We start from the raw sequence: 22,477 nt of genomic DNA on the forward strand, positions 1-22,477 counted from the left end.
AACTCCAGCATTGTTTTGGAGCGAATTATCTTAAAAGTTATATCGAACCTGGGCATACACCAGACTGTTATCTCTAAATTGTCCTAACACCGTATCATTTCTGCCCCAGAACCGATCACCACCTGCATTCAATTGCCAGTGATCATTAAGGTTGTAATTAATACGAACTCTCAGCATCTCATTGGGCTCTGGTGCAAAATAGAAACCTGTTACTTCTAACTTTAGATTGTCATTCAGGAGGTTAAGTGCATAGCGCAGCATAGCTCCATATTGATCACGCTCATATTGGTTACTGATGGTTTGCTGATAACGGTAAACTTCTCTCAATAATGGATTTGTTAGACTATCGGCAGATCTTAAGTCCTCCGTATGTTTATAGACACCTACTAAACTCACGGTGGAATTCTTCAATGCTAATTCTGGACCCATGACCACGGTCAGATTATTTTTTTTGTGCGTAAGATCTTCACTACCATTCGAGTCAGTTTTTGTATAGGCAGCTTCACCGCGCCATACGATATCGTTATGGTTATAACTGAAATCAAATCCATAGACGGACATAGAATTATTTTTCAGCTGCAATGTTGCCTCCCCTGTTGGAGATGCAGAAATAATTGACAGATCGGGCATGTGGTCCAAACCTGAGAAATACGATGCACCCACATCTAGACCATCTACAGAATAATCCCAGCGCATTGTAAATGCAGGTCGGCTCTTACGGTCTATGTCATATTGAACACCAGCAATCTGACGCAATGGAATTACATCTGAACGACTACGCGGATACCACAACGCTGTCCATTTATTGGTTCCAGATTCAGGTATATACGTCAATTTGAGTGCATCATTTCCAAGACGTTGATCTGTCTCATCTGGTACTAGGCGCGTATAATCACGGGGTGATAGATTATCTGTTGGATTAATCCCATCAGCTCTCCCCCAGACGACAATCTGGCGGCCAACATCAAGATAGAACGTCTGATCCCAGTTGTAAGAGGCGTACAACTCACGTAAGTTGCGATTCACCTTACTCACCTGATCTGGGTTTACAGTATGGTCCGTTTCGTCTCCAATATTTATGTCGTAATGGATCTTAAACTCAGGGTTAAACTTGAGCGTACCATTGGACCAGAAACTTGCTTGCCCAATGTTTTTTAACGAACTTAAATCACGATCTGATGACCAGACATCGAGTCTGGCTGAGTTCTGGCTCACAAAACTCATTTCGCTGTCATCTGCATAAGCATGCTGCAGTAGCATAAAGCTACTGCAGCATGCAAATACCCAATAGGCACCTTGCGTCATTTTTCAAGACTCTGAGGTGAGAAAAGCTTATCCGATAAGGTTTTTTCTGCGACAAAATCATTGACGATCACTTGTGTCATATGCTGAGTTTGCAGATTCTTCGCCATAGATTTCATGGCTTGCCATCTTGGTTTTACTTTGCCGTAAGGACGGATATCCGTGAACTCAATATGCTTTAACGGTTTGCCTGCTGTGTCCCATATATCGATGGTTGCTGTAACAAAGTTGTCTTTGAGAATGCACATGCGACGTTTGCTATAACCAAAGTCACTCTTCACCGTATTATTGATTGGCGTTGCTTCGATCATATAGCAATCTTTGCCATTAAATTTGCCATCTGCAAGTTTGGTGTACTTCCAGTCACTTAACTTATAGCCAAGTACATCACCATAACTAAAGTCCGTACCAATAAAAGCATCACCCTTATTCGCTGATGAAAGACGGCGTACTTTTTTCAATGCAGGCAAATAGACAAACATGCTATCACTGCCTTTTGAGTTCTCAATCAATAGCGTCGTGGTTCCCTGTACATCTGCAGGCGAGATGAACTCGGTCAAACGCATATTGTTCTGAGTATTTCCAGCAAGCTTGGTCATATTTTTAGTCAAGCGCACACGTTGCTCACCATTTTTAGAAGTCAAAATAAATTTGGCACTAGCACTTGAGGTCAGGAATTTAGAGGCATCATCACTACGATTAACAATATCTTGAACTTCATCTGCATGAGATGTTTTAGGTAATGAAAAGGTGAGCGCAGTACCTAACAAAAGGCTTGTCACAACAGTTTGTGCAACGGGGATACTTTTCTTATTTGAGGAAAAGATGAAACGAGGTTTTAATATTAGAATCATTGTAGGTACCATAATTAAGGTTGCAAACACACTGAATAGCATCGCAATCACAATAAACATCGCCAGCCATTGATGTACGTGGAAGCCTTGCGACAACGACAATACGCCATACCCGCCAGCGACCGCAGTCGCGACAAAAAGAGAAGCTTTACCAGCAGTACTTAATGTTTTACGAATAGCATCTTTGATATCTCCACCTTCTTCGCGCAAGATTTCACGCAAACGATAGAGGAAATAAATTGCGTAATCCGCACCAATACCTACAGCCATGGCCGAGATAAGGGAATTTGGAATATTAAGCGGAATGTCGAGCCAGCCCATCACACCAAAGATGGCAAGAATTGAGAACAAAAGTGGTGTCAGAACAATCAGTCCAGCTGAAATCGAACGGAAGACCAGTGCTGAAATAAAGAATACGGCAAATGAAATTTGTAGAATATTCATAAGCTTGCCGTGAACCATTGTCTCAGTCAAAGCAATGGTTTGCGTCACGTCACCACCAAAACTCACTACAGCCTTGTCACCCAATTGAGCCGCCATATACGTTTTTAGCGACTCAAGGATTTCTTTGATACGGTGGTTGCTGCCCGTTTTCATAAGAATCGTGATCTTGGCATAGCGCTGAGTAGTATCAATGTAGGATTCAAAATCAGTCGGTTCACCAGACATTGAATACAACAGCAGATATTGAGCAACAACATCTTTGGTTGCAGGAACCTGAAATGCCTGTGGCTGATCGGCATTCATTGCCTGATTCATCCTTTTGATATAGTCCACGATAGAGATTGTTTTACCAACCTCTGGAATTGAATTCGCGAACTTCTCTGTATTATCAATCGCTTTTAGGATCTCTGGGTTTTCAATACCGTCACGGACCTTCGTATCGACCATAATATAAAGGCTGTTTGTGCCACCAAGTGACTGATTCAAGAACCTGTCATCCTGCTGCATCGTTAGGTCACGAGAGAAGAAATTCCGACTATCGTTATCTACCACAATACGACTCGTGCCGATCGCAAGAAAGACACCAATTCCCGCAATCGCAGTCATTAATATCATTCGTGGACGAACTGACAAAATGGCATCGCCAATACGATTTGGAATCCAATCCCAGATCGGTAGCCCTTTGCGTTTGACCTTCGTAACCGAAGGCGGTGGCAACATTGAGCGTAGTGCTGGAATAAAAGTCATCTCAATGATCAGCGTACTGATGATCCCGATTCCAGTAAAAATACCGAATGAACGAATAGTCGGAATATTGAAGGTCAACAGAGAGAAGAATCCAGCCGCCGCAATTCCGCCAGCCAGCACCATAACTGGACCAACACGAACTAAAGACTGCACCACAGCTTCGCTATTGGCAGCTTTAGGTTCCATCCCTTGAGCAATCAGACGATCAAAATCTTCATAGTAGCGTTTGAGCAACTGCACGGCATGCCCTGCTGCAATAGCCAGAATCAAAATTGGTGTAGGCGAGTTAAAGATATCCATCGGCTGTTTGAACAGGCCCATCATGCCCATACCCCATGCCACAGCCAACAAAGCTGTAACGAGTGGCAGAATAAAACCTTGCTTGCTGCGGAATGCTTCAAAGTGCAATAAACCAATCACCAATACGGCAATCGGAAACAAGATATTGATACGCTTAGAGTAATCTTCAGCTTTATCTAGATAGACAGGATTACCGCCGACACTGAGCGTCATATCTTTAGATTGTTCGCTTTCTACAATTTTGTTGATCGGAGCCATCATCTTCTGGAAGCCCTCTGGACTTTCCTCAAGCTCAAGCAAAATTGCAGCAGTTCTTTGATCTTTAGACACCACTGAATTCATATAAGTTGGATTCATTGCCAACACTTTTTTCAGTTGATCGATATCATCCTGAGTTACAGAACTGGTCGGCAATAATTTTTTGGCATCAAACCCTTCCGAATTAGCCATGATCCCTTTCGCTTGACGTGCAGCCAAACTCATCATAGTTGATCGAACAACGCCGGGGGCGTTGTCCACTTCTTCGGTAATACGTTTGACTTTTTCCAACACTTGCGGCTGATAAATATCACCTTGCTTCGGTGTAATACCGATCACGACCATATACTTGGAGCCGAATTTTTTTTCGATCAGCTTGGTCGAGGTGATATAGGGATGCCCATTCGGTGCAAGTGCGCCTGGATCAATAATAATTTTTACACCAGATGCAAGATATGCCAAAGCAATCGTCAAAAGCATGACCACCGTCAGTACAATACGGCGATGTCTGAGAATCCATCGCGCATATTGCTCCATCACTAGATGAGTCTTTTGAAGTGGTTTTTCGATCTCTTGCGATGATTCTTTGATCTCCTGCAATGGTTTTTTGATCTCTGGCGATGGTTCTTCAATCTTCTCCGATGTTTTTTCGACCTCTACCGATGGCTCTTCAATCTCTTGCGTTTGCGTACTCACTGCCTCATAGGTTCCGCCCTTCTGAGCCAGCGCCTGAAGATTAGCAAGATCTTTCTTGAACTGGGCAAGAACCATTTTTTTTAGCAGTGCATTAGGAAATACACCAAAAAAGCCGCCCGGCTCTGCCTCAAACAACCACTCAATCCATGTACCTTCTGGATGCGGTTTGAAGCGATAAGTACCTTTGTAATAAAACGGTCCTTCTAACACTTGGAAGGCATACAATTCGTTCGGTACCAGATGTGTAATTTCACCTTTAAAGGCCAACTCACGACTAGCAAAGCTCAAATTGAGTTCATACTTGCTGCCCACACGCGGAGTAGTGTCTAGTAGCTCTGAATGCTTACATGACAATTGCCAGCTTGCATCATTGCCCGGGTTTGCAAGATATTTAAAAACCTTATCAATCTCGGCCGGTATAAGGAAAGCATGTTCTATGGTCACCATAGTGGTTCTACCTTCTTGTATTTCTTATGCAGGAATTGGATACATCTGATCAATTGCCTTGGCCACAGCCGCAACGTTCTCAGCGAACATAATCGATGAATGGTCACCAGGTAGATCCACTTGTGTAAGCGTATCTTTGATCAAATGATCCCAGCCGAGACTTTCCCCAAAATCTTCAGACTCATCTTTGGCTTTAACCAAGAGGATCGGAAAATCTTCAGGCTCAGGGAAATAGGTCTGAAGTGCGACGCCATTCGCCAAATAGGTATCAAAGTAAAGTCGGAAATCTGATGGGTTAGCATCCAGAGGTATGACATTGATGGCCTTAGCTTCTTTAAGCACATGATCAAACATGTGATCTGGACTCAATTCACGCAAGTATTGCGCTGATATCGTCAGCTTTTTGCCATAAGGCACAGCCAAATCACGAGCAAACCAAGACAAAAGCATGGCATCATCAGCATCTTCAGGCACATTCTCTGGAATTGGAGCACGTGTATCGATCATGACAATCCCTGTGACCTGCTGCCCCATTTGACGCAACTGACGACTGATCTCGTATGCAATCGCACCGCCAAAACACCAACCACCGAGGAAATAAGGCCCTTGAGGCTGCATTTTTTGCATTTCAGCAATATAGAGTGTCGCCATTTCTTCAATCGCCACTTCAGCAGCGTCTGCTTCAATCAGACCCGGAGACTGAATAGCACGTAAAGTACGGTTCGGGTTGAGATGACGCGAGAGTTCCATATAACAGAAGGTACTGCCACCAATCGGATGGAAGAGCCACAGCGGTTGTTCATAAGTTCCGCGGCGCAGTTCAATTACGATTGAAGGTTTGATTTCTTTATTTTCACGGATGATCTCTCCCAAACTCTCAACAGTTGAGTACTGTGCAAGTAAAGCAACTGATAATTCGGTACCAAATACCTTCTTGAGATGATTGACAAGTTTCACAGCCAGTAATGAATGCCCACCTAATTCAAAGAAATCATCATGTATACCAACTCGCTTGACTGACAAAATCTGCTCAAAGGTAGTACATAACTCGATTTCGATCGAATCGCGTGGAGCAACATAATCATTGCTCTGCTCAAACACTGGCTCAGGGAATGCTTTACGATCTAACTTATTGTTAGCCGTCATTGGAAACTCATCCAATCGGATAAACGTACTTGGCACCATATAAGCCGGAAGATGGATTTGCAGAGTCTTTTTTAGACCAGCCATTTCAATGTCATGTCCGGTCACATAAGCCACCAGCTTCTGATCATTGTCGGCTGTGGTCTTAACCAAGACTACTGCATCTGTAATACCATCGATCTGTTTGAGGACATTCTCGATTTCGCCTAGCTCAATACGGAATCCACGGATTTTGACCTGAAAATCCAGACGTCCATGATGAGTCAAACGCCCATCCATTCGCAGACAGACTTTATCTCCGGTGCGATAGAGTCGACCAGCATTTGGTAGGGATGGTAAAGTTCTAAATTGTGCATCTGTCAACTCAGGTCGATGCCAGTAATCGACTGCAAGACCATCGCCTCCAATCCAGAGCTCTCCCATAACGCCTCGTGGAACCAATCGCTGCTGTTCGTCAAGAACATAAAGCTGGGTGTTCGCCATTGGTTCGCCTAAATCAATATATTTGGCATCGTTGATGTGGGCTGCACTGGACCATACAGTCGTCTCGGTCGGGCCATAGACATTCCAAAGGCAGCTGACTTTGCTCAGTAGTTTTTCTGCGAGTACAGGATCTAGCGCTTCGCCTCCGCTAAGTGCAGTTAGATGTGGGATACCTTTCCACTCACTGTCCAAGAGCATTTTCCAAGAGGACGGCGTTGCCTGCATAACATTGATCGACTTCGCCTGCATATACTCAACCAGCAGGTTACCATCTAGAGATATCTCACGTGGGCACACATGCACCACACCGCCGTACATCAGTGGAATCAATAGTTCAACAACAGAAATATCAAACGCATAAGTAGTGATCGCTAATAACTGCATATCCGCAGTTGCGTGAAGCCTATCGTTCACAGACAACAAGAAATTAGCTATTGAAGGATGCCCAATACGCACGCCTTTAGGCTTACCTGTCGAACCTGAGGTGTACATCACATAAGCGGTATCACCAAAGGCAAGCGTCTCACGTACTTGCTCAAGGGGAACAACACCAGCTTGATTGATATCTAGACGTGGTAAAGAGACTGTAAGAGCATCCATCAAGTCAGTTTGGGTCAAAATGACTTTAGGTTCAGCATCTTCTACGATGTTATGCAAACGTTCTCTTGGGAAACTAGGATCCAACGGTACATATGCTGCTCCTGCCGCCCAGATTCCGAGGACTGCCGCGGGCAATAGCACAGTGCGGTCTACCATTAGACCTACACGATCCCCATTGGTAATACCATGTGCACGTAAATATTCAGCAATCCCAGCAATATGCTGGCCTAACTCATGATAGCTGACAGCATGATCTCTAGAAGTCATAGCATGATTGTGACCACGCTCATCGATCTGCTTTAGAATCATTCCCAGTAGATCATGTCGAGGATAGTCGGTCACCTGACCACGTAGATAGCCTAGCTGAATGCCATTCGCATAATCAGGTGCGATATCTAACTCAACGATCTTACGTTCAGGATGAGCCACCATTTCCGATAATACAACTTGCAGTAGTTGCACCATATTCTCGGCAGACTCCGCAGAAAATATTTCAGAGTTGTATTTCAGTACACCAACCAGTTCACCCTGATATTCACCGCCCATTTCTAGCATAATATCTAGTTGGCCTTCTTGTTGGCGAACCGGAAAGCTTCCTAGCGTAAGATCTTGACCGACTAAAGTAGCTGGATTCTGGATTGGTAAGAGTAATTCTTTAAACTCATCCAAACCACCTAGACGCTCCCAAAACATTCCAACTTGAGCCAATGGGTTTATACTGCCATCACGCTTTGGTGAAACAGCTTCAACCACTCTGGAAAAAGCAACTTTTTGATGTTTAAGACTCTGTTTTAATTGTTCCTGCACCTGCTGTGTAAATTGACGTAAAGTCTGATCAGCATCGATGTCTATGTTAAGAGCAATTGTATTGACAAACTGTCCTAGTGCATTGCGCAAAGAGCGTTCAAGTCGACCTGCTACTGCTGTGGCAACGACTAGATTATTTTCATTCGATAGTTTGTTTAGCAGGATATAGAAGCCCGATAATACAAGACCGAACAAGGTAATTTCATAATCTTTCGCTAAGTTTACAAGACCAGACGATACTGACTCAGGTACACGGAAAATTACCGAGCTACCTTTATGTTGTTGCACAGCTGGACGTGGATAATCAAGTGGAATGCTATGCACATGTGAAGCATGCTTTAACGCATTTTTCCAAAACAGTAAGCTTTCATCAGCATCACCGATCACGTTGCTCTTCTGCTTATCTGCATATTGAGCGAACTCGATTCCGTTCACTAGATTTGAGTCTGTTACCAGTCCAAAACGCTTGCAGACATCACGCAGCAATAGACCAATCGACCAGAAATCCATTAAGGCATGATGAATCACAACTGCAATCACATAGTGATTCTGACCACGCTCATAACAATGGATACGCCACAACGGTGGCTGAGCTAGGTCAAATGGTTGCTTGGTATCCTGTTCGACTAATTTCGTAAAATCAGAAGCTTCAACATGACGAGCATCAGAGAGAATGATATTAGGATATACACGATCCCATATGATTTGCTCGATACCCTGATCATTGGCAGGCATGCTTACACGTAGTAACGGATAATCATGTAACACTGCTTCCAAAATCTCCATCGGCTTGTTGCCTAATGGCTGGTTGACCTTCACATCAAAAGCCACCACCATATTGTAGGCACTGCAAGTTGGCTCAAGACGCTGGATATACCAAATACCAAGCTGTTCTGCAGAAATCGCATGACGCGACAGAATTTTTGGTTCTAGGCTCGCAATGTTATTCATGAAGCAACTCCCTGTTGCAACTCAGAAACCAGATATTCAGCCAATGCATTGATTGTTGGATAATCCCATAGCAGTGTCGGCTCAAGTTCCAGTTTTGTCAGATCTTCTAGGTCCCCAGACACAGACAAAGCAACGATCGAATCAAGACCATAACTGGTAAATTTTTGCTCTGGATCAATCGTCTCAGGCTCTACACGCATCTCTTTAGCTACTAGCGTACGAATGATCGCGCTCCAGTAAACTTTATCCTTATTCATGGGGTAATCTCCTCTTTAACTGGTTTGGCATCACGCGGTGCCAATGCGAAATCGATAACAGATAACATGTGGTTGGTTGAAATTCGGTCTAGCAAATCTGCTAATGTGCTTTCACGTAATGACGTAATAGGGGGAGATGTCTGCCCTTCCGCAGCATTTAGGAAAATGATCAACCATGCTCCATCCTTTAAAGCAGTCCTTAAGCCATGACGGTTAAAAACCCAGAAACTCAGCACAGCAATTCGGGCAAACAGTTCTGCGTAGCCTCGAGCGAGACTAAAACGCAAAGTTTCAAACTCTTTGCTTTCCTCAGAGTTTGAAAAGTAATTCTGAATTTTTTGATCCAATGAACGCTGTTCAACCAGAAGCCGGTCTGCATGCTCACGTAGCGTAGATAGCATTTCAGTAGACAACCCTACTGTGGCTTCGGCATCGTTGAGCATTTCAATGATTGTCCCCAGCGACTCCATCACCAAATCGCCATCTCGGTTGAAAATCTCAAGCCCACGGAAATCAATAGCGTCTGTCTCCACTTGTAAGTCATACAACTGGCGATAACGTGCTTTGGCTTCGGCTTGGTTGAGATGGTCGGCTTTTTTGCTACGACCTTTATTGGCTGATTTGAGCTGAAAACTCAGACTGTCTAGACAAACGGTGCTACTTCCGTCAAACACACTAACAATCAGATGGTCTCTGAATGCTTTCTGGTACATTCCATCTGCATATGCATTTCTTAAGAAGAAACGTGACCCAAGCACTGAAGAAGTGATCTTGGCAAGTGACTCTACATACTCAGGCACCAGTACCTTGACGATTGGCGACCATGTACTAAACTGATTAATACAAACGTGTAATCCGCGCGCGCCAACGAGTGATAACACCTCCGCTGCTAAAAGGTAGGCATAGGCTGTAGCGAGCTGCTCACGTACCAACGGAATACTGATTACTTTTTTGTTATATAACTCACGTTCAATGGCAAACTCAGTCGCGATGCGTAGCATCGTATCGCCAGCCCCCAGCGAGAAACTACTGCAATATGCACGCGTTACCTGTAGGGTTTTGAGTCCAAGTTCCAACCCTTGGCCCTCTTCACCGATCAAAGCATCTTTGTGAATTTCAGCGTTGTTAAAGCCAATACCACTAATATCTAAACCACGCATACCCACTGTTGGCAGGCGGTTCAGACTATAGGTTCCTTTAGAAGCCATATGACGCTTATCAAGCCAGAATGCGCTCAAACTACGTGGTCCACGATCATTGGATGTTTTAGCGATCAGGCTTAAAGAGTCTCCTAAAGTGGCGCGGTTGATTGACCATTTTTCGCCATTTAAGATGTATTTACTCTCGGCAGACTGAGCTGTCACTTCACTAGATAATAAGTCAGCACCATGCGCTTTCTCGCTATAAGCCAGTGCTGGAGCAGCACCACTTAAAATTCGACTAGCAATATTTTGGCATTGATTCGCATTACCGCCGATCCATACGATCACAGACCAAGCATTCGTGCTATAGGTCGAATTAATGGTTAGATCACGTCGTGCCAACACACGATGCAGATATAGCAACTCTTCACCAATTTCCATACGACCTCCGAGCTCTGAAGGTACGTAGAAACGGTTCATACCCACCGCATTCAGAAAATCAACAGCACGCTGAGGATATTGCTCCTTCTCATCACGCTCGATGGCAGCGGACCAAGAAAAATCGTTGTTGTTATCATGTACGGAGCCTAAAATTTGCTCCAGACGAGCAGCAGACTGAAACTGCCGCAAATTGGATGTCAGTGACATGGATTTTCACTCAAATGATTAAAGGGTAAGGGTTAAAACAAAGCACTTTTCAGACGATTAAAAATCAGCGTGCGTACTTCACGTTCCTTGATCATTGAGTTGAGAAGATTGGAGCTATAACGAATCAGCTGCCCCCGCTGCTCACGATCACGGATGACTTCTAAGCCGTTTTTGACATAGTTTCGAGCAATCACCGTTCTACGGTTTGGATGGGTTAAACAGACCAATTGACCGCGTTCGATCTGCTCTTTAATTTTTCTTCTTCTAATTTTGCCGCTAGTAGTTTTGTTAATTCGGCCTTGATGTAGTAAATAGACGCCTTCTACAGGTAAGCCAATATCAGCTGTCACTTGTTCCTTGACCTGAGTTCTAATGGCTTCAAAATTGAGAGTCTTGTCTAGTGATTTCTTCTTGATCTCAAGTACAACCGTAACACCCTCAGAATCAGCAACATTCACTGCTGCAACACAACCTTTACGAACAGCAGGATGCGCCATTTCAACAGAGCACTCGATATCTTGCGGGTAATAGTTCTTGCCACGGATGATAATCACATCCTTAAGGCGGCCAGTTACATATAGGTCTCCGTCTTTGACAAAGCCCATATCACCCGTTCTCAAGTAGTGCACTTGACTCGGCTGACCCTCGTCATCAATGATAGTCGCCGCAAAAGTTTCCTGATTGACCTCTGGCTTCTGCCAGTAACCTGCTGTAACGCTCTCACCTGCTAGCCAGATTTCACCAACTTCATGAGCCGCTACTTCTTTACGGGTATGCGGATTGACAATACGGCAATCAATATGTGCCGAGATCTTGCCACAGCTCACCACTTGCACGGCGGTCTGATCTTGACTGGCCTGTATCAGATTGGCATTTAACTTGTCACGATCGATTGAAATTGCATTGAGAGGACCAGTCACACCACTAACTAAAAGCGTAACTTCTGCCAGTCCATAGCATGGCAAGAAAGTATCTAGTTTCAGTTCCGACTGGGTATTGAACTTTTCCATGAAGCGTTGCATGACGTGAGCCTTAATCGGCTCAGCGCCATTAAACAGCACCCGTAAACGACTCAGATCAAGCGATGCAGCCTGCTTATCAGAGATGCGGTGCAGACATAATTCATAAGCAAAGTTTGGTCCACCAGTAATTGTTACACCTTTTTCACTGATAAATTGCAACCATTTTAGAGGCTTACGAATGAAGTCCAGCGGTGACATGACATAGCAAGTCAGGCCCACATACACAGTTTGCAAAACTGAGCCAATCAACCCCATATCGTGATAAACAGGTAGCCATGTAAGGCCAATATCTTCAGGTTGCGTGCCAAAAGCTTCAGCAATCATGACTTCATTTGCCATAATATTCTTATGGGTAACAATTACCCCTTTAGGCCAACCTGTTGATCCCGAAGTGTATTGCAGGAAGCAGATATCTTCTTCTGTAATGAGCGGGAAATCTTTTTGTACCAAATCACGCTGTAGCTCAGCATCAACGGCATGTAATATTAAGCTTTCATTTTGAGCTTTTAGTGTGATCAGACCTGATAGCTCAAGAATCTTTTTGGTGGTGAGTACTATTTTTGGCTCACAGTCATTCATAATATTCAAAATATTAGAAAAACCATTACGATTAAAAGGTAGGCTGACTGGTACCGCGATAATTTTAGCTTTTAGACAGGCAAAGAACGATACGATAAAGTCCAACCCAGGCTCAAACAGCAACACAGCGCGATCACCACTGTCTACAAGATTCATTAATACCTGAGCTTGATGCTGAACTCGTGCGTTCAAATCTTTATACGTAAGAGACTGAATACCACCCGATTGACGCCCTAAATACTCGAAAGCAACCTTACTTCCATTTAAATTTGCGTGGGATTCCAATGTTGCAATGATATTATCCGTATCCATTACAGCCATAACTTACTCCGATTAATTATAATTCACCCTTAAAATTCGCTAATTTAGAAATTACATTTCTCGTCGGGGCTTTTAATAAAAATGAATATACTTTTTGTTTAAAATATAAATTCACATTATATTTTATGTGTGGGTGCCATTTATTACACCTGTAAGTGCTTACAGGTTGGTCTATATTTATAAAAATCGAGAAACTGGACACCTTTTATAAATTGTCTTACTCATTTCTATTTTTTATTTTTGCAATTAGATTAAAAGTTAAATTCATTTTTATCTTTACTTTTTTAGTATTAAACAAGTATATAAAAGCTTTCAATCCATAAGCGAATTCTTAGCTCGTATAACTCTTTTATTGATATTTTAGTTTTTGATTTTTGAGATTTAATTTCTTATAGCAATAAGCTATTTAAGTATAGTTTAACAATCCACCCATATTATTCATTTAAAAATAAATCATATTTCAACATTATAATTTCTCACAACCAATATATACTTTTATAAATCAATATAATTAATTTTGACTTTCGCATAAGATCATGAATACTAAAATAATATGAAATTAAATTTTTCCAGTTGGTTTAATTTTAAAATAAAACTCAGATAAATAGCTTTTATAATAAACTATAGCAATGATTGATTTAAAATATAAATATTACAAGCATTTACTTTATTCAGATGTATTATTTATAGGTATACTTTATAAAAGTCCTAACATCACAGCTCGGATAGCTGCTGAAATTTTATTATTCACATTTAACTTCTGCATTGAATTTCCGAGGTGAAAATTTACTGTTCTTTCAGTCACCCCTAGAATCTGGGCAATTTCTGCAGACGTTTTACCCTCAGCAGTCCAACGCAGTGCCTCTTTTTCTCGGTTCGTTAAATAAAGATTAAACTGAGCGAATTCCACCTCATTTACAACTTTAGCAATGCTAGAATGTACTGTTTGAGACAACCAATACATATTTGTATATTGTGCCTTTTGCTCTTTTTCCGACAATTGGTCATTGGATCTTGCGAGTGTTAGCATTCCTCTGGTCCCAATAAAATCACGGCTTGACTGAGCCCAACCGACATTTAAACCATAAGAACGCGCTTCCTCCCAAAAATCTTTTTCGGCCTGTGTCTTTGCAGATTGACTCGACCAAACAAGAGGTTGAAGTGATACCATACAATGCTGCACTGTCGGATCTATCTTCACATATTGCCGTTCCACATAACGTTTCTGCCATGCTTCTGGATAATTATTCAACATAATCGTTTTTGGTTCAGCAATAGATAAGGGTGATTGCATACCATAAGCGCAATAGTCAAATCCGAGCTTTAATGCTGTAGATTTAACGATCTCAAACAACTGGTATTCATTTTTTACCACCAAAAATGCTGATAATAAATCCTCTTGCCAACTTTCCATTTGCTCTCATTAGACTCCATTCACAAACTATTTTTTGTTCGGTTGCATATTGTGAATCCAAAGTAATCAAATTGAAGTGTAAGCCTAATCTTTTACTGTAATTTCAATAAAGATCATCAATAATCTAAAACACTCTTAGGTTACTAAATATATTTTCGGCACCTGCTCTTCTATTAGAGCCCTCAATTACAGATTTTGAATTCATTATCCAATTAACAACACTTTTAAGCCCGGAATGATTGCAAATTATTCAGATAAACTATATATCTGAACGCTTTCAAGGTTGTTATATTTCATGCGCAGATTATGCTTTAAAAATTAAAATTTACAGGATGCATTTTATTCCAAAATATATATTTTTTTAATTTATAGAGAACTCGATCACTTAATCTTGAGAGCATGTTTTTATTAATTTAATTAAATAATATTGCCTTTCAATTATTCAATACCTCCAATTCCCCTGTTTTTTATATAAAAAAACTAAAAATAATTATAATATTTTAAAAACCAAACAATTACAGCAAAACTCCCCATACTTGTAATTATTATTTTAGTATTAAAATTATTGACTATCTAATAGATTCTATCGAGCTAGTCCCTTTAAAAAAAGAGTTTTTATCCAAAAACATCTCTGATAAGAATAGCTTAAAGGTGCACCATCAAATTATAGTTAACCTGTTAAATATAACAGTATTTTATTGGCAAAAATTTATGTTATTTATTCACTAAATCTTAATTTAGGGTACTTAAGCAGGTAGCATGGTTAGCATACTCCCTCATTTCTCTATCTCAACAGATGGTTTTATTCGAATGAACGAAAACCAACTCATGAGTTATCCTCTCCAACACATCATCTCTATTGTTGAATCAACACAAATTGAAGATTCTAAAATTCTCTATTATGGTTTTACCGAATGGGCAACGTTAAAAACTCCAGCTTTAAGTACCGGATGGGATTGGGAATTTATTGAGTACAATGGCATCACTACCGTAAAACGAGTAGGTTTGCCTCGAAGCAATATCATGATTGTTGATATATCTGGTATAGATATCGGGTTTGATACTAATGAAACATTCCTCAAGAAAAAAATAGATACTTTATTCTGGGAACCGTTTATTTATGCCCAAATCAATACGTCATTAATCCAGTCTTAATTAAGTCAAACCATCTCTTAGAAACCTGTAAATTCTTACAGTTACCGCCTTTCCAGCTGTTCAGTAAAGTCGCTTGAAAAATAAGTGGAAGCACTTGTAATGAATATTATTGCTGGATTTCAAAACAATTTTTCAGAAGGCTTGTATACCAAATTTAAAAGTTACCGTTACAGGGTATTTGTTGAGCATTTGGGATGGGAGTTGAACTGTCCAAACAATGAAGAACTAGATCAATTTGATAAAGTCGACACAGCTTATGTCGTCGCTCAAGATAGAGAATCCAATATTATTGGCTGTGCAAGATTACTACCCACGACTCAACCCTATTTACTGGGTGAAATATTTCCCCAATTACTCAATGGAATGCCTATTCCCTGCTCGCCAGAAATTTGGGAACTCTCAAGGTTTTCAGCTGTAGATTTCTCGAATCCACCTACCACAGCGAGTCAAGCAGTGTCATCGCCAGTTTCTATTGCCATTCTGCAAGAAGCTATTAACTTTGCAAGAGAACAAGGCGCAAAACAACTTATTACGACCTCTCCTCTTGGTGTAGAACGTTTATTACGTGCTGCGGGTTTTCGAGCCCATCGCGCAGGCCCACCCATGGTTATTGATGGATATGCGATGTTTGCATGCCTGATTGATGTTTAATTGCTTATTTGGGACTCCTACATATTTTCTGCATGAGTCCCAATTTTTATATAGTCACGTAGCAATATGACCAAGAATCTTAAGGACTATCAATCAATCTTGGTTTTTAAATTTAAATTCGACTTTTTATAATAAGCTTCATCAGTTTTAGGACTCCAATCGCGTGGCATAAATGTCGTCGATATAATTGCAACCACAGCCATACTTCCAATATAAAGCATAATTAAATATGGATTACCCTGCCCGACGCTCAATAATTTAGTAGCAATCATTGGTGCTAAACCACCACCTAATACGCCAGCCAACTGCACCGAAATTGAAATTCCGCTATAACGAATTTCCGCTGGAAATTGACATGCAAAAAGCTGAGCTTGCGGCGCATACATAATTGGGAACACAACGCCAATTGCCAAAACAATTGCTGTCCACACTAATACCGGATCTTTTGTATTGAGCATGGTAAAAAATGGATAGCAGTAAAGCGCCAGTATGCATAGGCCAAACATAAACATATTGCGTTGGCCGACTTTATCCGACAAATGTCCACATAACGGCGTCATAAATAAAATGACGGCTGCGCCGCAAATGGTGGCAAATAAAATGTCTTGGCGTGGAATACCAAGTTGTGCGGTGGTATAAGCCAAAGTAAATGTTGAAGCAATATAGAACCATGCATTTTCGGCAGCACGAGCTAAAATAATGGTAATAAGTTGCTTTGGATGGTTTTTAAAAACCTTTAAAGCAGGAACTTTGACTTCTTCAGACTGTTGTTTTACTTTTTCGAAATCTGGTGACTCAGGCACTTTTACTCGAATATACCAACCCACTACCAGTAAAATAATGCTAGCAAGAAATGGTAAACGCCAACCCCAGCTAAACAGTGCTTCTTCAGGTAATAACGACACCAGACCCAACGCGATTGAGGCTAGCATTAAGCCACCACCTGTACTAGCTTGAGGCAAGCTTCCCCAAAACCCTTTACCACCTTCGGGAGCATGTTCAACGGCCATCAGTACAGCACCGCCCCATTCCCCGCCCATTGCCATACCTTGAATGAATCGCAAGACAACCAAACCAATCGCAGCCCAATATCCAATTGATTCATAAGTCGGTAATAAGCCAATCAGTACGGTTGGGATCCCCATGAGCATCAAGGTTAGTAGCAACATCGATTTACGGCCAATCTTGTCACCAAAGTGACCAAAGACTAAGCCGCCTAATGGTCTTCCAATAAACCCAACTGCATAGGTTGCAAATGCAGCAAGCACACCCGTAAGTGGATCTAAGTTAGGGAAAAATAATTTATTAAAAATGAGCGCTGCTGCCGCACCGTAAATAAAAAAGTCATACCACTCAATGGTGGTGCCGACCATGCTAGAGATGCCTGCTAATCGATGTGACGACTTTTTAGTATTTGAACCGTTTCCATGTATTGATTGCATCGTAATATCCTTTTTAGATTTTCTTGTTTTATCTTTTTTATGCTTATGACCAGCCCTGACCATAAGCATTTTCAGGTCTCGCTTTATCTCCTTAAGCTTTTTATATTTTTGTAATTCGGTTTAGCTCAATTTTTCTAAAATTGGCTCAAATTTCGAATTACGTTCTTGCCACTGTGGTTGTTTGTCTTTATCGACAATGAGAGCGCGGACACCTTCAATAAAGTCACCATGCTCAAACCAAATATCCTGTAAATCACGTTCAAGCTGCATACACTGTGGTAAAGAAAGCCCACGGCCTAAATGTTGCAGTTTCAAACTGGTTTGTTTGGCAATAAATGAGCGCTGTTGCAAAATACTAAGCATCTTACTTGCCCAAGTTTTTAAGCTTTCATCTTGTTCATTTTCAAGACTTTGTTCGATTTCATCTAAATGCTGATATCCGAAGTGTTTACGAATACCTTCTGCCAACTGTTTGAGTTCACTTTCAGCAGGACGAGTAATAAATCGGGTAATGATGCGTTCAATTCCCTCTTTGCTTAAAGTTGGCGCTTCAACGAGAGCATCTTGCAACGCTTGTAACTGCTCGCTTGGCACATGGTAGTCAATTAAATCGAGGTAAAGCGCATCGCTACTGCTGATCTGCTCACCCGTAATTGCCATATAAACACCAATATCATCAAGGCGAGACAGGAAATGAGTTGCACCAACGTCTGGGAAAAAGCCAATCGCTGTTTCAGGCATAGCAAATCTGGACTTTTCGCTGCTCACCACAATGTGACAAGCCTGAGCCAAGCCAAAACCGCCACCTAATACATAGCCATCGAGCACAACAATGATTGGCTTTTCATATTCACGCAGTATATTTAGCATTTTATATTCGGCACTAAAGTAGCCTTTGTAATCGGCTGTACCATTTTTATAACTGTCATAGAGATAGCGGATATCTCCACCTGCACAGAAGGCTTTTGGGCTATTTGACTTAATTAATACTGCCTGAACAGCCGCATCATTTCGCCACAGTTCCAATTGGGCACCAATACTTTTAATCATATCTAGCGACAATGCATTGAGATGAGTCACACGGTCTAAGGTAATCATGCCCAACTTACCTTGTTGCTCAATCATTAAGTGATTTTCTGTATTCATTTTATTGATCTCTTATTGATTTTTAAAATTTGCCTTTCGTTTTTCAACGAATGCCTGCATTCCTTCTTTTTGGTCAAATGTTGCAAATATTGAATGAAACATGCGTCTTTCAAAACGTAAGCCTTCAGTCAGATTCACCTCAAAAGCGCGGTTAATGGTTTCTTTAAGCATTATATTTGCAGTTAAAGATCGTGCTGCGATTTTTTCAGCGGCTTGCAAGGTTTGTTCAAGTAATTCTTCTTTACTAAATACACGTGCGACTAAACCACTTTGTTCTGCTTCTACAGCGCCCATTTGACGAGCGGTAAGGCACATTTCCATTGCTTTGGCTTTACCAATCGCATGAGTTAAGCGTTGTGTGCCACCAATACCCGGAATTACACCTAAAGTGACTTCGGGTAAACCAAACTTGGCGTTATCAGCACAATAAATAAAGTCACACATCAGCGCCAACTCACAGCCACCACCCAATGCATAGCCACTCACCGCTGCAATTAGAGGTTTACGGCGCTGTGCAATACGGTCTGCAAGATGAAAAAAGTCATCTAAATAAATATCAGGAAATGCCAAATCAGCCATTTCTTTAATGTCAGCTCCTGCGGCAAAAGCTTTTTCTGAGCCTGCCAATACGATGCAGCCAATTTCACGATCTTTTTCGAGCTGATCTAATGCCTGATTAATTTCACTAATTAATTCACTGTTTAAGGCATTGAGCGCTTGAGGGCGATTTAATGTAATCAGTCCAACCCCATTACGCTTTTCTAATAAAATACTTTGCCACTGCATTACTTATTCCTTGTTCTGATTTTATAGACTACGTGCAATCACTAAACGCTGGATATCACTCGTACCTTCGTAAATTTGACAAATACGCGCATCACGATAAATACGCTCAATTGGGAAATCTCTGAGGTAACCATAGCCACCAAACACTTGTAGTGCGCTCGAACACACGCGTTCAGTCATTTCTGAAGCAAATAACTTGGCCATTGAAGCTTCGTTGAGACACGGTTGACCTGCTTCTTTTAAACGCGCAGCGTAGTGAACCAGTTGTCTCGCTGCTTCAATTTCAGTTGCCATACTGGCAAGGCGAAAAGCGATGGTTTGATGCTCAAAAATTGGTTTTCCAAAAGTAATACGCTCTTTGGCATAGCGAGTCGCTTCTTCGAGCGCCGCACGTGCTAGACCGACTGCTTGTGCAGCAATACCAATACGTCCACCTTCTAAATTGGCAAGGGCGATTTTCAAACCCTCACCTTCTTTGCCAAGCATGAGGCTTTTATGAATGCGCACATCGGTTAGTGCAATCTGACACGTATCTGAAGCATGCAGACCGAGTTTTTCTTCAACACGAATCACTTCATAGCCCGGTGTTTCGCGTGGGACTAAAAAGGCACTAATACCTTTTTTGCCCGCGCTCGGATCGGTCACGGCAAACACAATAATGACACCAGCATTATCACCAGAGGTAATAAACTGCTTGGCACCATTTAAGATGTAATCGTCACCATCTTTCACTGCTCGGGTTTTAATGGCTCCCGCATCTGAGCCAGTATGTGGTTCAGTTAAGGCGAAAGCGCCGATCATTTCACCTTGTGCTAAAGGTTTTAAAAAGCGCTCTTTTTGCTCGTCAGTACCAAACTTTAAAATAGGCACACAGCCAACCGAGTTATGTACACTCATGATGGTTGAGGTTGCGCCATCTGCTGCCGCAACTTCTTCAAGCGCCAGTACATATGCCAAGTTACCCGTGTCTGAACCGCCCCATTGCTCTGAAACAAGCATACCCATAAAACCGAGTTGCCCCATTTGAGTCAGAGTTTCTTTTGGGAAAGTTCCGTCTCGGTCCCAATCACTGGCATTAGGCTTAATTTGTTCTTGGGCGAAACTTTTCGCCATATCACGAATGAGTAATTGTTCTTCGGTAAATTGCATTATTATTTCCTTTACCCTGCTTTAGCTTGTTGTTTAGCAATTTCTTGATTACGCAATAAAAAGCGCTGAATTTTGCCACTTGGAGTTTTAGGTAATTCACTCACAAATTCAACTAAACGTGGGTAAGCATGAGCAGAAAGTCGTCTTTTAACAAACTGGCTGAGTTCTTCAGCAAGCGCATCTGAAGGTTGTACGCCCGCAGCTAAAATTACAAAAGCCTTAACCACTTCAGTGCGATCCGGATCAGGCACGCCTATTACTGCGGCTTCAATCACAGCGTCGTGTTCAAGTAGTGCGCTTTCTACATCGAAAGGTCCAATACGATAACCCGATGTGGTGATCACATCATCGCTACGGCCGACAAAGCTCATACTGCCATCGGCATGGAGTTCGGCAGTATCACCCGTTAAGTAGTAATGACCGATGAAAGGTGATTTACGACTTTCTTTATAGCCACCAAACCACATCATTGGAGACTGGCTAATGTCGACTGCTAAAATTCCCGGTGTGTCTGGCGGAAGTTCTTCACCTTGTTCATTAACAATCGCAACACGATAGCCCGAACTTGGAAAACCTGCTGAACCAGCATGAATTTCATGTTTTAAACCATGATGATTACACACCACCATGCCTACTTCAGTTTGCCCGTAGTGGTCATAAATTGGAGCATCAAGGACTTGTTTAAACCAGCGAATCACTTCTGGATTCAGCGGCTCTCCTGCACTACTCACCACACGGAATTGTCCTTTTAACGGCGCCATTTGTGCCGGATCAGCTGCCATCATCATGCGGTAAGCGGTTGGTGCACCTGCCAAGTTGTTAACTTTATAATCTTTCACAATTTGGCATAGGCTATCGGTACTAAAACCACCTTCATAGAACAAAGTGGCATGGCCTAAAAATAACGGTCCAGTAATCGCATAGTACAGACCATACGCCCAACCCGGATCGGCAATATTCCAGAATGAATCCTCTTCGGTTAAACCAATGGCATCTTGCATATATCGACCAAAAGCAATCAATGCTTTTAGTGGCACTTCCAATGGTTTCGCTGGTCCTGTAGTGCCTGAAGTAAACATAAGCAAGAAAGGATCTTGGATGCTACGCATCACCAGATCACATTGATCGGACTGCTGCTTCACTTCATTCCAGAAATTAAAATCACCTGCTTTAAGCGGAGTACCTTGTGCGTCGGCCACTGTCATAATTGCAGGGCACTTTTCAATTTCGTCGAGCTTGCTACGGTTGCCCATATCGGTCACCACCAGCTTACTTTGAGCAAGTTGAATACGGTGCTCAATCGCTTTGGGACCAAAGGCAGTAAATAGGGGTTGGTACACCGCACCAATTCGCCAAGCTGCCAAAATGGTCACGATCAGTTCAGGTGTTCTTGGCAATAAGCCTGAAATACGGTCTCCCGCTTTCACACCTTGTGATTTTAAAAAGTTAGCAAACTGACTCGACCATTCTTTTAATTCACGGAAGGTATATTGCTCTTTTCGTCCATCTTTTCCTTGCCAATACAGTGCAATTTTGTCGCCATCTGCGTGTCGATCACAGCATTCATAACAAGCATTTAAGGCATCAAATGAACCTGATAACATCTGTTTTGCAGTGCTTTCCAAATCGAAAGTCTGTGCAGCATTTTGATAATCCATCATATCTTTTCCCTCAGTCCGGATTTGTTGTTATTCACGACAGGGTTTAATGTGTTTAAAGCCATCCTTTGGCTT

At 41.9% G+C, this 22,477-nt stretch carries 14 protein-coding genes; 2 read left to right on the plus strand and 12 right to left on the minus strand.

Features of this window, described 5'->3' with window-relative positions; translation table 11 throughout:
• Positions 1 to 30 precede the first annotated feature (30 nt).
• From AC52J8_RS17560 to abaR, 7 genes are all read right to left on the minus strand, one after another.
• On the minus strand, positions 31 to 1,305 hold the full coding sequence (locus tag AC52J8_RS17560) for a porin (protein WP_086398795.1): 1,275 nt from the start codon (positions 1,303 to 1,305) through the stop codon (positions 31 to 33).
• Positions 1,302 to 5,048: an outer membrane lipoprotein-sorting protein gene (locus AC52J8_RS17565; RefSeq protein WP_086398796.1), complete on the minus strand. Its 3,747-nt coding sequence runs from the start codon at positions 5,046 to 5,048 to the stop codon at positions 1,302 to 1,304. Before AC52J8_RS17565 ends, AC52J8_RS17560 begins: the two co-directional genes overlap by 4 nt.
• 24 nt (positions 5,049 to 5,072) lie before the next feature.
• On the minus strand, positions 5,073 to 9,032 hold the full coding sequence (locus AC52J8_RS17570; RefSeq protein WP_208753428.1) for a non-ribosomal peptide synthetase: 3,960 nt from the start codon (positions 9,030 to 9,032) through the stop codon (positions 5,073 to 5,075).
• The gene (locus tag AC52J8_RS17575) at positions 9,029 to 9,289 is read right to left on the minus strand and encodes an acyl carrier protein (RefSeq protein ID WP_002118032.1); all 261 of its coding nucleotides are present in this window, start codon (positions 9,287 to 9,289) and stop codon (positions 9,029 to 9,031) included. Before AC52J8_RS17575 ends, AC52J8_RS17570 begins: the two co-directional genes overlap by 4 nt.
• Positions 9,286 to 11,061: an acyl-CoA dehydrogenase family protein gene (locus AC52J8_RS17580; RefSeq protein ID WP_086398861.1), complete on the minus strand. Its 1,776-nt coding sequence runs from the start codon at positions 11,059 to 11,061 to the stop codon at positions 9,286 to 9,288. The genes AC52J8_RS17575 and AC52J8_RS17580 overlap by 4 nt, the downstream gene beginning before the upstream one ends.
• 50 nt (positions 11,062 to 11,111) lie before the next feature.
• Complete coding sequence (locus AC52J8_RS17585; protein WP_496538853.1) at positions 11,112 to 13,001, minus strand: fatty acyl-AMP ligase; 1,890 nt, start codon at positions 12,999 to 13,001, stop codon at positions 11,112 to 11,114.
• A gap of 697 nt (positions 13,002 to 13,698) precedes the next feature.
• On the minus strand, positions 13,699 to 14,415 hold the full coding sequence (gene abaR, locus AC52J8_RS17590) for a LuxR family transcriptional regulator AbaR (RefSeq protein WP_086398799.1): 717 nt from the start codon (positions 14,413 to 14,415) through the stop codon (positions 13,699 to 13,701).
• A gap of 759 nt (positions 14,416 to 15,174) precedes the next feature.
• Here abaR and AC52J8_RS17595 point away from each other — a divergent pair.
• Together AC52J8_RS17595 and abaI are read left to right on the plus strand one after the other, a co-directional pair.
• Entirely contained in the window at positions 15,175 to 15,570 is a 396-nt protein-coding gene (locus tag AC52J8_RS17595; protein WP_086376399.1) for a DUF4902 domain-containing protein, read from the plus strand.
• Between the two features lie 84 nt (positions 15,571 to 15,654).
• Positions 15,655 to 16,221 carry an acyl-homoserine-lactone synthase AbaI gene (gene abaI, locus AC52J8_RS17600; RefSeq protein ID WP_086398800.1) on the plus strand — a complete coding sequence of 189 codons (567 nt, stop codon included), beginning with the start codon at positions 15,655 to 15,657 and terminating at the stop codon, positions 16,219 to 16,221.
• A gap of 89 nt (positions 16,222 to 16,310) precedes the next feature.
• Here the strand turns inward: abaI and AC52J8_RS17605 are convergent, their stop codons facing one another.
• The 5 genes from AC52J8_RS17605 to AC52J8_RS17625 all read right to left on the minus strand — a co-directional run bounded on the left by AC52J8_RS17605 (position 16,311) and on the right by AC52J8_RS17625 (position 22,405).
• Positions 16,311 to 17,663: an MFS transporter gene (locus tag AC52J8_RS17605; protein WP_086398862.1), complete on the minus strand. Its 1,353-nt coding sequence runs from the start codon at positions 17,661 to 17,663 to the stop codon at positions 16,311 to 16,313.
• Between the two features lie 120 nt (positions 17,664 to 17,783).
• On the minus strand, positions 17,784 to 18,809 hold the full coding sequence (locus AC52J8_RS17610) for an enoyl-CoA hydratase/isomerase family protein (RefSeq protein WP_086398801.1): 1,026 nt from the start codon (positions 18,807 to 18,809) through the stop codon (positions 17,784 to 17,786).
• A 12-nt stretch (positions 18,810 to 18,821) separates the two neighbouring features.
• Positions 18,822 to 19,595 carry an enoyl-CoA hydratase gene (locus AC52J8_RS17615; protein WP_086398802.1) on the minus strand — a complete coding sequence of 258 codons (774 nt, stop codon included), beginning with the start codon at positions 19,593 to 19,595 and terminating at the stop codon, positions 18,822 to 18,824.
• A 21-nt stretch (positions 19,596 to 19,616) separates the two neighbouring features.
• A complete protein-coding gene (locus AC52J8_RS17620) occupies positions 19,617 to 20,744 on the minus strand; it encodes an acyl-CoA dehydrogenase family protein (protein ID WP_001160774.1) in 1,128 nt (375 codons plus the stop codon).
• Between the two features lie 11 nt (positions 20,745 to 20,755).
• On the minus strand, positions 20,756 to 22,405 hold the full coding sequence (locus tag AC52J8_RS17625) for an AMP-binding protein (RefSeq protein ID WP_086398803.1): 1,650 nt from the start codon (positions 22,403 to 22,405) through the stop codon (positions 20,756 to 20,758).
• Between the last annotated feature and the right edge of the window lie 72 nt (positions 22,406 to 22,477).

It is taken from the genome of Acinetobacter sp. S-1 (genome assembly GCF_059579785.1).